Source organism: Kitasatospora sp. NPDC032121 (assembly GCF_055580145.1).
Genome location: NZ_JBVILX010000007.1, coordinates 283668 through 296375 on the forward strand (window position 1 = coordinate 283668; position 12708 = coordinate 296375).

Here is a 12708-nt window from a genome sequence, read left to right on the forward strand (position 1 = left end):
CGGATGTGCCTGGCGGTGCCCGGCAGGGTGACGGAGATCGGGGAGCGGGACGGGACCAGGATGGCGGTGATGGACTTCGGCGGCGTGGTCAAGGACGTCTGCCTGGAGTACCTGCCCGACCTGGCGGTGGGGGACTACGCGATCGTCCACGTGGGTTTCGCGCTGCAGCGCCTGGACGAGGAGTCGGCCCGGCGCACCCTCGCCCTCTTCGAGGAACTCGGGCTGTTGCAGGAGGAGTTCGGCGACCCGTGGGAAGCCGCCAGAGCGGCGGGAGAGGCTGAGGAGGCCGGACGGTGAAGTACCTGGAGGAGTTCCGCAACCCCGAGCTGGCGGCCGGGCTGCTCGCCGACATCAGGGCGACGGTCACCAGGCCGTGGGCGCTGATGGAGGTCTGCGGCGGCCAGACACACAGCATCATCCGCCACGCCATCGACCAACTCCTGCCGGACGAGGTTGAGTTGATCCATGGCCCGGGGTGCCCGGTGTGCGTCACCCCGCTGGAGGCGATCGATCGCGCGCTGGCGATCGCGGCCCGGCCCGGGGTGGTCTTCTGCTCCTTCGGGGACATGCTGCGGGTGCCCGGCACCGACCGGGACCTGTTCCGGGTCCGCGGCGAGGGCGGCGACGTGCGGGTGGTGTACTCGCCGCTCGACGCGCTGCGGATCGCCCGGGAGAACCCGGACAAGGAGGTGGTCTTCTTCGGCATCGGCTTCGAGACCACCGCCCCGCCGAACGCCATGGCCGTCCACCTGGCCAGGAAGCAGGGGCTGCGCAACTTCAGCATGCTGGTCTCCCACGTCCGGGTGCCCCCCGCGATCGACGCCATCATGGACTCGCCGGACTGCCGGGTCCAGGGCTTCCTCGCCGCCGGGCACGTCTGCAGCGTGATGGGCACCGCCGAGTACCCGGCGCTGGCCGAGCGCCACCGGGTGCCGATCGTCGTCACCGGCTTCGAACCGCTGGACATCCTGGAGGGCATCCGGCGGACCGTACGGCAGCTGGAACGCGGGGAGCACACCGTCGACAACGCCTACCCGAGGGCCGTCCGCCCCGAGGGCAACCCGGCGGCCCGCGCGATGCTGGAGGACGTGTTCGAGGTGGCCGACCGCTCCTGGCGGGGCATCGGGGTGATCCCGCTCAGCGGCTGGCGGCTCTCGCCCCGCTACCGGGACCACGACGCCGAGCACCGCTTCGACGTCGCGGGGATCACCACCCGCGAACCCGCCGCGTGCCGCAGCGGCGAGGTGCTGCAGGGGCTGCTGAAGCCCCACCAGTGCGAGGCCTTCGGCACCGTCTGCACCCCGCGCGCACCGCTCGGCGCCACGATGGTGTCCAGCGAGGGGGCGTGCGCGGCGTACTACCTGTACCGGCGGCTGGGCGTGCCGGACACGTCCGTCCGGGGCCGGGAGGCCCAGCAGCCCCGGGAGGCGGGTCGCGTTGGCTGACATCGAACTGCGCACCGAACCGCGCACCGAACTGCTCGGCGAACATCCCGGTGAACTTCCCGGTGAACTTCCCATCGGGCGGCCGGACTTCTCCGGCTGGAGCTGCCCGCTGCCGCTGCGCGACCACCCCCGGGTGGTGATGGGCCACGGCGGCGGCGGGGCGCTGTCCGCCGAGCTGGTGCAGAACCTCTTCGCGCCGGCCTTCGGCGGCCCGGTGCTCGCCGGACTCGGCGACTCCGCCGTGCTGGAGCTGGGCGGCGCCCGGCTCGCCTTCTCCACCGACTCCTACGTGGTGCGGCCGCTGTTCTTCCCCGGCGGCTGCATCGGCGACCTCGCCGTCAACGGCACGGTCAACGACCTCGCCATGAGCGGGGCCAGGGCGGCCTACCTGTCCTGCGGCTTCATCCTGGAGGAGGGGGTGGAGATGGCCGTGGTGGACCGGGTCGCCCGGGCGCTCGGCACCGCCGCACGTACCGCCGGGGTGGAGGTCGCCACCGGGGACACCAAGGTGGTCGAGGCCGGGCACGGGGACGGCGTCTACCTGAACACCGCCGGGTTCGGGCTCGTTCCGGCCGGGGTCGACATCCGGCCGCAGCGAGCCCGGCCCGGTGACGTGGTGATCGTCAGCGGGCCGATCGGGCTGCACGGCGTGGCGATCATGAGCGTCCGGGAGGGCCTGGAGTTCGGCGTCGAGGTGCGCAGCGACAGCGCGGCGCTCGGCGGCCTGGTCGAGGCGATGCTCGTGGCCACCGCCGACCTGCACGTGCTGCGTGACCCCACCCGGGGCGGCCTGGCGGCGGCGCTCAACGAGATCGCGGTCGCCGCCGGGGTCGGCGTCGTGATCGGCGAACGCGACGTCCCCGTTCCGGAGCCGGTGGCCAACGCCTGCGCGGTGCTGGGCCTGGACCCGATGTACATCGCCAACGAGGGCAGGCTCGTCGCCTTCGTCCCGCGCGGTTCCGCGGACGCCGTGCTCGCCGCCATGCGCGCCCACCCGCTCGGCGCGGAGGCGGTGGTGATCGGCGAGTGCGTCGAGGAGCACCCGGGGATGGTCGTCGCCCGGACCGGTTTCGGCGGCACCCGGGTGGTCGACCTGCCGATGGGTGAGCAGCTGCCGCGGATCTGCTGACGCCGCGTACGCCGGTGCCGCCCCTGGGGACTACTCCCCGGGGCGGCACCGGCGTTCGTGTGCCCGGCTCGGCGCGGCGCGTCCGTCAGGGCGGTCACACGGGCCGTTCCGCCGGGAGGGGCCCGCGGCCGCGGGACTGGGCGAGCAGCCAGCCGTAGACCTCGGGATCGTCGTACGTCCGCGTCCAGGAGTCGTGGCCGACCCCCGGGTAGCGGGTGAACCGCACCGGGCCGCCCAGCTCCCGCAGCGCGTCGACCAGCCGTTCGGTGTGGGCGACCGGGATGACCTCGTCCTCGTCGCCGTGGAAGGTCCACACCGGTACGGCCGTGAGCCGCGGTGCGGACTCCCGCAGCCAGGAGCCGCAGACCGGGACGGCGGCGGCGAACCGGTGTGGGTAGCGGGCGGCGAGCGCCCAGGAGCCGGTGCCGCCCATGCTGAGGCCGGTCACGTACCGCCGGTCCGGATCGACCCGCACCTCCCGTTCCACCTCCGCCACCAGGCCGGCCAGGGCGCTCAGCTCCGCCACCCAGGAACTGTGCGACGGGCACTGCGGGGCCACCACCACGAACGGCAGCCGCGCCCCCTCGGCGATCTGCCGCACCGGCCCGTGCGCGGTCAGGAGCGTCAGGTCCTCGCCGCGCTCCAGCGCGCCGTGCAGGAAGAGCAGCAGGGGCCACGGCTCGGGCCCGTCGTGGTAGCCGTCCGGCAGCGACAGCAGGTACCCCAGGTCGTTGCCGTCGTCGTCGACGGCGAACCGGCGGTGCTGGAAGGGTGCGGACATCGGTTTCCTCACGGGCGCCGGGCGAGGGGACGGATCCGCCCCGCCGCCATCCCTACCCCGCCGGTGACCCGAAGGCATCGCCGTTCAGCGCACTCTCGCGGGCGGTTTGGCCGGGCGGTGGTTGACAGCGGGATTGCGGCGGTCGACAGGGGTGAACAGAGGTGTTACACCAGGTGCGTTCAGCGCCTCGGGAGAGTGGTCCGCGTCGGACGCTCCGTCCTGCGTGGCGGCAGGGAGGCGGCCGTGACCCTTCGTCGTACGGAAGTCGGAGTATGAGCCCACTGAATTCACCGGACTGGGAGGACGTCGTTGTCGGAGCGGCGGCCGTGGACGAACTTTCCCTGTGGGGTGGTGAGTTGATCATCGATCGGCCGACGGGCCGGTTGGCGGCGGAAGGCATGGACCTACCGGACCTCAGGGCGCAGCTGTGTGAGGTGGCCGAGGCCTGGGAGGAGGTCGCGCCCGAGGAGCTCGACGCCTGCGACGGCCTGCGGGCCGTTCTGGAGGCCGACGTGGAGGCGCTCCAGGCCCGGTGGCAGCACGTCGCCGGGCTCCCCGACGCGTCGGAAGCGGTGGCGGCCGGCGTGTCGGGGCACTCGGGCGCTCGGGGCGCGGCGGTGGCCGTGAACGCCGCGCTCCGCGAGGCGGACCGGGACGACCTCGCCCTGCGCGGTGTCCCCGAGTGGCAACAGCTCCGTGCGGTGCGTGACGCGGTCTCCCGGGTCTGGCAGACGCTCGTCGCGCGGGCCGGCGAGGCGGCGGGCCGGCTCCTGCGCGACCGGCGCGTGGCGGAGTTCCTGCGCACCATGTCGATCCGCGCCTGCGAGACGATCGCCCGGCTCGCCCGGCTGGCGGCCGACCGCCTCCGCGGGGGCCGGGCGGCGCCGGCGAGCGCGGAGGCGCTCCTCGCGCTCGGCCGCGCGGCGAGTGCCTACGGCAGGTCCGCGCGGCAGTCGGGCGATCCGGCCGCGGCGGAAGCGCTGCTCGTCCTCGGTGCCGGACCTCGCGAGGACCCGGCATGGCACGTCGTGTGACCTTTCGGGCCCGCTGTCAGGTGTAGAGGGCGGCGGCGCGGCGGGTCGCTTCGGTGAGGCGGGCGCGGAGTTCGGGTGGATGGAGGACCTCGGCTTCCGGGCCGAGGCGGAGGAGTTCGAAGTAGCCGATCTCCCAGGACTCGATCGGCAGGGTCACGGTGACCCAGCCGTCGGCGTCCGGGGAGCCCGCCGTGGCGAGGGCGTCGGAGGCGGCGGTCGGTTCCAGCAGGACGGCGAGGTTCTCGACGGCGAGCGGGCTCAGGCGCACCACCGCCCGCTCGCGCAGCATGGCGCGGGTGAACTCCCGTGCCGCCGCGGCCCAGTGGTCGGCGAGGTCGAACTCGGGGTCGCGTTCGAACCGTTCGTCGCCGGCCTCGGCGGTCTCGAAGCGGTCGACCCGGTACGAGCCGAACCGGCCGGACGGGCCGCGCGCCACGAGGTACCACTGCCCGGCCTTCAGGACCAGGCCGTACGGCTCCAGCCGGCGCTCCCGGGTGCCGCCGCGCGCGGCGTAGCGGGCGTGGAGGACGCGGTCCTCCCACACGGCGCGTGACACCTCGGCGAGGAGCGGAGGGGCCGCGGCGTCGCGGAACCAGGCCGGTGCGTCGAGGTGGAAGCGCCGGGTGGCGGCGGCGGGGGCGTCGCCCAGGGCGGCGGCGACCTTCAGGCGCGCGGCGCGGGCCTGCCCGGCCAGGCCCATGTCGCGCAGCGGGCCCGGCAGCCCGGCCAGGTGCAGGACCTCGGCCTCGGCCCGGTCGAGGCCGGTGAGACGGGTGCGGTAGCCGTCGACGAGCCGGTAGCCCCCGTCGCGGCCGCGTTCCGCGTACACCGCGATGCCGGCCTCGGCCAGGGCGGCGACGTCCCGCTGGACGGTGCGCTCGGAGACCTCCAGCTCGGCGGCGAGTTCCGCGGCGGTCATCGTCCGCCGGGACTGCAGGAGCAGCAGCAGCGCGATGGCCCGGCTTGCCCGCACGTCGTTCCCTCCGATCGTCCGTCGTCGTCGCGCGCCCCGTGGTCCGGAGGCGGTGCCGTCACCATTCTCACGGGTGGGTCCGACAGGCGGGCTTATGTCTCGTCGGCCTTGTCCGTCTCGTCCGTCTCGTCCGTCTTCCCGACGAGCTTGGCGTAGTCGGGGGCGAACACGGTCATCCACTGCGGGTGCAGCCGGTAGTAGACCACGTCGTTGTCCCAGTCGAAGGCGTCGGCGCCGTAGAAGTCCCGGAAGTACGCGAGCAGGTCCGGCCAGTCGGCGGCCGGCTCGCCGTCGTGGGGGTTGAGGATCTCCACGGTGCCGTGGGTGAACACGCCCAGGTCCTCCCCGCGCATGTGCGCGACGCTGGCGGCGGGCCGGGCGGCGAGGTGCCGGGCCTTGGCGGCACCTCGTGCGGTGCCGAAGTGCCACTTCCCGTGCAGGAAGTGCCCGTCCGCGCCGCTGATCCGCGGCTCGCCCTTCGCCGTCACGGTCGACAGCGCCAGCGTGCACATGCCGGTGAGCACGCGCGTGAGCTGCTCGGCGGTGAGCGTGCTCTCGCTGCTGATGATCGACCGCAGGTGCGCGGTGGAGCGGGAGAGCGAGGCGTCGAGGAGGGCCTGGAGCCGGCGGAGCTCGTCGGGTGTTTCGCGCATGGGGGTCCTTGTCTGTGCGGTGTCCGGCCCGGCGCCACCACGACGCCGGCCGGTGAACCCCACTATCCCGGCCAATCCCGACATCCTCTGTCGTGATTCCCGGACGGACCTCTCCGGACGGATCTTTCCGGACGGACCTCTCCCGGAACGACCGCCCCGCCTGCCGCCCGGCCCTCCCTACCGCAGCACGGACTCCAGGAAGTCGCTGCCGAGCCGCGTCACGACCGGGATGTCGAGCTGGTGGAGGACGTAGCGGCCCCGGCGCTGGGTGATGACCAGCCCGGCCTTCTTCAGGACGGCGAGATGGCGGGAGACCTCCGGCGCGGTGATGCCGTACGCGTCGGCCAGCTCGCTCGTCGAGTACGCGCCGCGAGCGAGGTTGCGGCACAGACTCATCCGCATCGGATGCGTCAGCGCGTCCAGGCGCAGCTTGACCGTCTTCACGGACTCGGTGCCGCCGACCTCGTGGGCGGCGGCCGGGTACTGGATCACCGGCTGCCAGCCCGGCCCGTAGAGGGTGAAGAGGTGCGGCCAGCCGAAGACGGTCGGCAGCAGTGTGACGGCGGTGCCCCGGGCGTCGGTGCGGCCGTGGAGCAGCTTGTCGACGACGATGCGGCTGCCGTGCTCGTCCTCCTCCAGGCTCATCGCGGGTGACGCCGCCCTGAGCGCTTCCGCCAGCCCCTTGCGGCGCAGCAACTCGGTCTTGTGCTGGGCGTCGGCGGCGAGCTGGACGCGGACCCGGCGCCAGGTGTCGGCGAAGAACGCCTGGTCGCAGTCCTCCAGGAGCCGCCGGATCCAGGCGCGGGTGGCGGTGGGCTCGGCGAGCATCCGCTCGACGAAGGCCGCCTGGCGCGGGCCGCGGGCCGCCGCCAGGTCGAGCGCGCGGCGCCGCGACCACTCGTCGACCAGCGGCGAGGGCAGGCCCCTGGGGTAGTGGCTGGTGCTGCACGAGATCTCCAGCGCCGCGCCCACGAACTTCTCGTCGTCCATGCGGTCGAGGTCGTCGAGCTCCTCGGCGAGGGTCTCCCGGGGCTGGGGCGGCATCAGGAAGTCGGAGCGGGTCGAGCGCCACATGAAGTCGGCCTCGAGCAGCCGGTCGGCCAGTTCCGGGGTGAGCGCGGCGGAGGTCGTCGTCGTCCACGCGTGCAGCCGGGCGTGGTGGGCGGGCTCGGCGAGCGCGTGCAGCGCGTTGCTCAGCTCGGCCAGGGGCGAGGGGCGGAAGATGATCCGCTCGTGCGGCAGTCCGGTGATGTCAATGGTCACGCTCACCCGCCCATGGTGCCTGGCGCCCCTGCGGCCGGGGCGGGCGGGGGGAGTGGTTCCGTCATTTGACGGGGGTCGTCAATCGACGGGACTCGTGGGGCGGCCGGGGTGCACGGTGGGCGCATGAACGCACTGCACCAGCACCTCTTCGACAGCTACCGGGCCGCCCAGCACGACGAGCCGGCTCCGCCCGCTCCCGGTACCCACGACGTCGCGGTGCTGCGCGCGGCCCGCGACCACCGCCGCTTCGAAGCCGTCCTCGCCGGCCGCCCGACCACCGGCCGGCTCCGCCTGGCCCTCCGGCTGGCCCTGCGCCGCCGGCGGCGGGCCGGGGCGTGCTAGCCGCTCCTCAGAGGGGGCGTTCGGGACCGCGTCGGGAACGCTGGAGGACCCGGGAGCGTAGCCTGCTCCCGGGTCCCTTGTTGCCGCCCAGTTGCGCACACCGGCACGTTGAAGGGTCGCGGATCAGATTGAAATCGACGCGTTCTGCCTTTGAACTACCGTGCCACGGAGCGGCACAGACAGGACTCGAACCTGCATTCGTCGATGGTCGTCCACACCCGGTCGATCCGGTGTTCGGCGGCGAATGCTGAGACTGGAGCGAGAGTCTGAGATTCACGGGGTCTGCCTCTGCCTGCTTGGGCTACCCCGGCCGGTGGTGCCGGGGGGAGGACTCGAACCTCCACTGTGACCCCTGGTCAGCTTCAACATCAGTGTCAGCTTTTCGCACCGCGCAGCCGCACCCGCCCGGTTTCCCCGGACAGGAGCCTCGGCGCTCGGTGCACCCGCCCGGCTCCCCGGACGGGCGATCAGGAGGCTACCGGAAGAGGTAGCCGAAGACGGCGTCACCCACCCGCTGGTCGGTGACCTCGGTGGCGTTGGCCTCCTCGCGGGCGAACTTGACCGCCTGCTGGAGCTTCTCCACCCGCTCGGCCAGCTCGTTCACCCGGCGGGCCGGCAACGCGCCGGAGAACTTGACCGTGGTCCAGTAGCCGACCGCGACGTCCTCGTAGTAGACCTCGACCTGGGCCGGGTGCTTGTCCGTGGCCTCGGCCTTGACGTGGTTGCGCGGCACCTTCTTGGTCCGGATGGTGCGCACCGGCTCGGTCTTCCAGGAGTCGGTGGACGGGTCGAGGTTCCAGGACTCGGAGGCGTCCAGCACCGGGAGCTTCTTCACGAAGGTGAACAGGTCGGTGAGCTGCTTCTCCAGGAAGAGCAGGTACGGCACCGGCACCCGGGCGAGGAGGACCTGGCCGTCCACCACCACGTCGGCGGCGGCGCCGACGTTGGCCCAGTCCTTGGTGGCCGTCACGTCGAAGAGCCGGGTGAGGGTCTGCGCGGTGGAGCGCAGGATGTCCTCGGCCTTCATCTGCACGCGGGTGGACTCCGGCGGCAGCTGCTCGCCCTCCTCGTCCTTGGGCTGGTAGGTGCGGGAGATCCCCGCAAGCAGCGCGGGCTTCTGCAGGTCCTGGTGGGCCTGGGTCAGCTCCTGGAAGGACTTGGACTTGACGCCCTTTTCGACGGCGATGATCTGGTTCAGCTTTGCCACGTCCGGGACGCTAGCAGGATCGAACTGACCAGCGACACCGAATTACTGACCGGGCGCCGGCCCGGTGGAGGTCCGGGGCTCCGGTCGGACCCCGGCGGCCGGGGGCCGTACGGGCGCTCCTCGCCGCTTGCGCGGCGTGCTGGGCCGATCGGATGGAGCCTCGCGGTTCGCGGTCCGCCCCGGTGGTGGGAGCGCGGGTGGGCGGCGGTGCGCGGGCTAGGTTCGTCCGCGTGACCGGCAACGACGTAGTTCTGGCGCTGGTGGTGGTCACCGCGCTGGGTTTCGACTTCACCAACGGCTTCCACGACACCGGCAACGCCATGGCGACCTCGATCGTCACCGGAGCCCTCCCGCCGCGCGTGGCGGTCGGGGTCTCGGCGGTACTGAACCTGGTGGGCGCGTTCCTGTCGACCGCGGTCGCCGCCACGATCGCCGGCGGCCTGGTGCAGAGTGCCGACGTGACGCTGACCGTGGTCGTGGCGGGCCTGACCGGCAGCATCCTGTGGAACCTGGCGACCTGGTACGCCGGGATCCCGTCCAGTTCCTCCCACGCGCTGGTCGGCGGCGTGGTCGGGGCGACCATGGCGGCGGCCGGGGCGTCGGCCGTCAAGTGGCAGGGCCTCGTCTCCAAGGTGATCGTGCCGGCCGCGCTGTCGCCGGTCATCGCCGGGTCGGTGGCCGCGCTCGGCACCTACCTCGTGTACCGCGTGACCCGCGGCGTCGCCGAAGGCTCGCGGACGCGCGGCTTCCGCGGCGGCCAGGTCGGTTCGGCCTGCATGGTCTCGCTCGCCCACGGCACCAACGACGCGCAGAAGACCATGGGCGTCATCACCCTGGCCCTGATCGCCAACGGAACGCTGCACGCCGGGGCGAAGGCGCCGGACTGGGTGATCGCCTCCTGCGCCACGGCCATCGCCCTGGGCACCTACATCGGTGGCTGGCGGGTCATCAGGGCCCTGGGCAAGGGGCTGGTGGAGATCGAACCGCCGCAGGGGATGGCCAGCGAGTCGGCCTCGGCCGCCGTCATCCTCTGCTCCGCCGACTTCGGCTACTCGCTCTCGACCACTCACGTCGCCACCGGGTCGATCCTCGGATCGGGGGTCGGCAGGAGCGGCGCGGTCGTGCGGTGGAACATCGCCCGCCGCATGGTGGTGGCCTGGGCGCTCACCCTCCCGGCCGCGGGGCTGGTCGGGGCGTTGGCCTACTGGGCCGCCGACGGGATCGGCGGCACCGTCGGTGTGGTGGTCGTCTTCATCGTGCTGGTGGCGGCCTCGGTCGCCTTCTACGCCGCGTCCCGCCACCCGGCCGTCACGCCGGAGAACGTCAATGCCGCCTGGACGGGCTCGGTCGTCCCCGAGCCCGTCGTCGACGAGCCGGCCCACACCGACGAGGTGGCCTCGTGAACCCCTGGATCGATCTGAACGCGGTCTTGAAGATCGTGGTGGTCGGCTTCCTCGCCGGCGCCGGCCTGCCCGCGGTGTTCGCCGTCGGTGTGCGTGCCCTCTACCCCCCGGTCGGGCCGGTCGGACCGGTCGGGGGCGGGGCCGGGGGTGCGGTCGGGGCGCCACGCGCCAGGGCCGGGGCGTTCGGCGTCACCGTCGCCGCCGTGTGCTTCGCGGTGATCCTCGCCGCGATCGGCTGGGGCATCTCCATCATCGTCAACCACAGCTGAGCGCCCGGGGCCGGTTCATCCACCACCACCTCGGCGAGTACCGCGAGGTGCTGCCCGCTCACGAGGGGGCCCTGCGGCTGCGGCAGGCCGTCGGCGACACCGAGGCGGCCCGGGCCCGGCCGAGTGCTCCTGCCGGGTCGCAGCCGCCCCGCTGAACCTCGGCCCGGAAATCCCTGACGGTCGTTCCTCGGAGGGGGGAGCGAATCCGGAGTTTTGACATTCCGCTTAAAGTCATACAGTCTTCTCGGCATGTCTGACCGTCACCCGATCGAGTGCGCCGCCATTGAGCTGGCGCTGATCGGCGTGGCCGCGCACTGCGTTTCCGACAATCTCTGTCGCTGAATCCGCCTGTCCCGAAGCCTTCGCGGTGATCGCCGCGCTTCGGGGCGTCGCCCCTTCCCGCGGGCGCGGTGCCGCTCCATCTTCCCGAGGCCTCACTGTCGCCCGCCTTCCTCCGTACACCATCGGTAGCGAAAGGCTCCCTTTCCGATGTCTCGAACCACCTTCACCCCTCGCCGCCTCGCCCTGGCGACCGTCACCGCCGCGCTCGTCGTCGGACTGGCGGCGTGCGGACCGAAGGCCGACGGCGGTGGTGGCACCGGCAAGGACGCCGCACCGCAGCAGGGCGGCACCCTCACCGTCCTCAACCAGCTCCCGCAGGACCAGTTCGACCCCGCACGGCTCTACACCTCCGGCGGCGGCAACGTCCCCTCCCTGGTCTTCCGCACCCTCACCACCCGCAACCGGGTCGACGGCGCGGCCGGCACCAAGGTCGTCCCCGACCTCGCCACCGACACCGGCACCCCCTCGGAGGGCGCCACGGTGTGGACGTACCACCTCAAGGACGGCCTGAAGTTCGAAGACGGTTCGCCGATCACCACGGCCGACATCAAGTACGGCATCGAGAGGTCATTCGCGCCCGAACTCTCCGGTGGCGCACCGTTCCTGAGGGACTGGCTGGTCGGCGCCGCCGACTACCAGGGCCCGTACAAGGACGGCCGCACCCTGGACGCCATCGAGACGCCGGACGAGAAGACCATCGTCTTCCGCCTCAACAAGCCCGAGGGTGACTTCCCCTACCTCGCCACCCAGACGCAGTTCGCGCCCGTCCCGAAGGCCAAGGACACCGGGACCAAGTACCAGGACCACCCCGTCTCCTCCGGCCCCTACCAGGTCGTCAAGAACGAGAACGACGGCACGCACCTCGTCCTCAAGCGCAACCCCAACTGGTCGGCGGCGACGGACGATCAGCGCAAGGCGTACCCCGACACCGTCGACGTGCAGTCCGGGCTCGACCCGGCGGTGATCAACCAGCGGCTCACCGCGAGCACCGGGGCCGACGCGGCCGCCGTCACCACCGACACCAACCTCGGCCCCTCCGAACTCGCCCAGGTCAAGGACGACAAGGCCCTCGCCGCGCGGGTCGGCACCGGCCACTTCGGCTTCGTCAACTACCTGGCGTTCAACCCCAAGGTCAAGCCCTTCGACGACCCCAAGGTCCGGCAGGCCGTCGCCTACGCGATCAACCGCACCTCGGTGGTCAACGCCGTCGGCGGCTCCTCGCTCGCCGAGCCCGCCACCACCTTCCTGCCCAACCAGGAGACCTTCGGGTACACGCCGTACGACCCGTTCCCGGCCGGCGCCACCGGCAACCCGGAGAAGGCCAAGGAGCTGCTGAAGGAGGCCGGTTACCCGGACGGCCTGACCATCACGCTCACCCACTCCACCGCGACCGGCAAGGCCTACGGCCCGGACGTGGCCACCGCCGTCCAGGACGGGCTGAAGGCGGCCGGGATCACCGTCCAGCTGGAGCCCCTGGACTCCACCAGGTACTCCAAGACGATCCACGGCGTCGGCACCGAGCCCGGTCTCTTCCTCACCGGCTGGGGCGCCGACTGGCCGTCCGGCGGCCCGTTCCTGGCGCCGATCTTCGACGGCCGGCAGATCGTCACCGACGGCTCCAACTTCAACACCGCGCAGCTGAACGACCCCTCGGTGAACGACGAGATCGACCAGATCAACAAGATCACCGACCACGCCGAGGCCGCCAAGCGCTGGGGCGCCCTGGACAAGCGCATCGGCGACCAGGCCCTGACCGTCCCGCTGTACCACCCCGTGTACAAGCGGCTGTCCGGCAAGGACGTCCGCAACATCGTGATCAGCGACTGGACCGGCGTGCTGGACATCTCCCAGGTCGCGGTCAAGTAGC

14 protein-coding genes are annotated in these 12708 nt (G+C 72.5%); 9 read left to right on the forward strand and 5 right to left on the reverse strand.

Translation table 11 applies throughout. From position 1 onward, the window contains the following. The first annotated feature begins 3 nt into the window (after positions 1-3). The 3 genes from ACZ5OX_RS20640 (at position 4) to hypE (ending at position 2574) form a co-directional block, all read left to right on the forward strand. Entirely contained in the window at positions 4-297 is a 294-nt protein-coding gene (locus ACZ5OX_RS20640; RefSeq protein WP_465631755.1) for a HypC/HybG/HupF family hydrogenase formation chaperone, read from the forward strand. Further along, positions 294-1445, forward strand: coding sequence for a hydrogenase formation protein HypD (gene hypD, locus ACZ5OX_RS20645; protein ID WP_465631757.1), 1152 nt, complete (start codon positions 294-296; stop codon positions 1443-1445). Before ACZ5OX_RS20640 ends, hypD begins: the two co-directional genes overlap by 4 nt. Positions 1446-1518: 73 nt before the next feature. Then, entirely contained in the window at positions 1519-2574 is a 1056-nt protein-coding gene (gene hypE, locus ACZ5OX_RS20650; protein WP_465631895.1) for a hydrogenase expression/formation protein HypE, read from the forward strand. A gap of 94 nt (positions 2575-2668) precedes the next feature. Here hypE and ACZ5OX_RS20655 read toward each other — a convergent pair whose 3' ends face one another. Next, on the reverse strand, positions 2669-3355 hold the full coding sequence (locus ACZ5OX_RS20655) for a carboxylesterase family protein (RefSeq protein WP_465631759.1): 687 nt from the start codon (positions 3353-3355) through the stop codon (positions 2669-2671). 398 nt (positions 3356-3753) lie between these two features. On the opposite strand from ACZ5OX_RS20655, the gene ACZ5OX_RS20660 reads away from it, so the two are divergent. Continuing rightward, positions 3754-4389, forward strand: coding sequence for a hypothetical protein (locus tag ACZ5OX_RS20660; RefSeq protein WP_465631761.1), 636 nt, complete (start codon positions 3754-3756; stop codon positions 4387-4389). Positions 4390-4405: 16 nt separating this feature from the next. Here ACZ5OX_RS20660 and ACZ5OX_RS20665 read toward each other — a convergent pair whose 3' ends face one another. The 3 genes from ACZ5OX_RS20665 to ACZ5OX_RS20675 all read right to left on the reverse strand — a co-directional run bounded on the left by ACZ5OX_RS20665 (position 4406) and on the right by ACZ5OX_RS20675 (position 7284). Continuing rightward, entirely contained in the window at positions 4406-5362 is a 957-nt protein-coding gene (locus ACZ5OX_RS20665; RefSeq protein WP_465631763.1) for a helix-turn-helix transcriptional regulator, read from the reverse strand. A 92-nt stretch (positions 5363-5454) separates the two neighbouring features. Next, positions 5455-6015, reverse strand: coding sequence for a pyridoxamine 5'-phosphate oxidase family protein (locus ACZ5OX_RS20670; protein ID WP_465631765.1), 561 nt, complete (start codon positions 6013-6015; stop codon positions 5455-5457). A 177-nt stretch (positions 6016-6192) separates the two neighbouring features. Beyond that, on the reverse strand, positions 6193-7284 hold the full coding sequence (locus tag ACZ5OX_RS20675) for a DUF5937 family protein (protein ID WP_465631767.1): 1092 nt from the start codon (positions 7282-7284) through the stop codon (positions 6193-6195). Between the two features lie 117 nt (positions 7285-7401). On the opposite strand from ACZ5OX_RS20675, the gene ACZ5OX_RS20680 reads away from it, so the two are divergent. Then, positions 7402-7620, forward strand: a complete 219-nt coding sequence (locus ACZ5OX_RS20680; protein WP_392877486.1) for a hypothetical protein — start codon at positions 7402-7404, stop codon at positions 7618-7620. Between the two features lie 475 nt (positions 7621-8095). Here ACZ5OX_RS20680 and ACZ5OX_RS20685 read toward each other — a convergent pair whose 3' ends face one another. Then, positions 8096-8827: a DUF7873 family protein gene (locus ACZ5OX_RS20685; protein ID WP_465631768.1), complete on the reverse strand. Its 732-nt coding sequence runs from the start codon at positions 8825-8827 to the stop codon at positions 8096-8098. Between the two features lie 230 nt (positions 8828-9057). On the opposite strand from ACZ5OX_RS20685, the gene ACZ5OX_RS20690 reads away from it, so the two are divergent. The 4 genes from ACZ5OX_RS20690 (at position 9058) to ACZ5OX_RS20705 (ending at position 12707) form a co-directional block, all read left to right on the forward strand. Next, complete coding sequence (locus ACZ5OX_RS20690) at positions 9058-10230, forward strand: inorganic phosphate transporter (RefSeq protein ID WP_465631770.1); 1173 nt, start codon at positions 9058-9060, stop codon at positions 10228-10230. Further along, positions 10227-10499, forward strand: coding sequence for a hypothetical protein (locus ACZ5OX_RS20695; protein ID WP_465631772.1), 273 nt, complete (start codon positions 10227-10229; stop codon positions 10497-10499). Before ACZ5OX_RS20690 ends, ACZ5OX_RS20695 begins: the two co-directional genes overlap by 4 nt. A gap of 249 nt (positions 10500-10748) precedes the next feature. Further along, positions 10749-10841, forward strand: a complete 93-nt coding sequence (locus ACZ5OX_RS20700) for an Ms4533A family Cys-rich leader peptide (RefSeq protein WP_317620150.1) — start codon at positions 10749-10751, stop codon at positions 10839-10841. Between the two features lie 147 nt (positions 10842-10988). Continuing rightward, positions 10989-12707 (forward strand): ABC transporter substrate-binding protein, encoded by a 1719-nt coding sequence (locus ACZ5OX_RS20705; RefSeq protein ID WP_465631774.1) that lies wholly within the window; start codon positions 10989-10991, stop codon positions 12705-12707. Position 12708 lies beyond the last annotated feature (1 nt).

What these genes read in the sequence shown, in the direction of transcription:
- ACZ5OX_RS20660 (WP_465631761.1), top strand. Translation starts at nt 3,754, where the DNA reads ATGGACCTACCGGACCTCAGGGCGCAGCTGTGTGAGGTGGCCGAGGCC.
- ACZ5OX_RS20705 (WP_465631774.1), top strand. Translation starts at nt 10,989, where the DNA reads ATGTCTCGAACCACCTTCACCCCTCGCCGCCTCGCCCTGGCGACCGTC.
- ACZ5OX_RS20670 (WP_465631765.1), bottom strand. Translation starts at nt 6,015, where the DNA reads ATGCGCGAAACACCCGACGAGCTCCGCCGGCTCCAGGCCCTCCTCGAC.
- ACZ5OX_RS20700 (WP_317620150.1), top strand. Translation starts at nt 10,749, where the DNA reads ATGTCTGACCGTCACCCGATCGAGTGCGCCGCCATTGAGCTGGCGCTG.
- ACZ5OX_RS20680 (WP_392877486.1), top strand. Translation starts at nt 7,402, where the DNA reads ATGAACGCACTGCACCAGCACCTCTTCGACAGCTACCGGGCCGCCCAG.
- ACZ5OX_RS20655 (WP_465631759.1), bottom strand. Translation starts at nt 3,355, where the DNA reads ATGTCCGCACCCTTCCAGCACCGCCGGTTCGCCGTCGACGACGACGGC.
- ACZ5OX_RS20640 (WP_465631755.1), top strand. Translation starts at nt 4, where the DNA reads ATGTGCCTGGCGGTGCCCGGCAGGGTGACGGAGATCGGGGAGCGGGAC.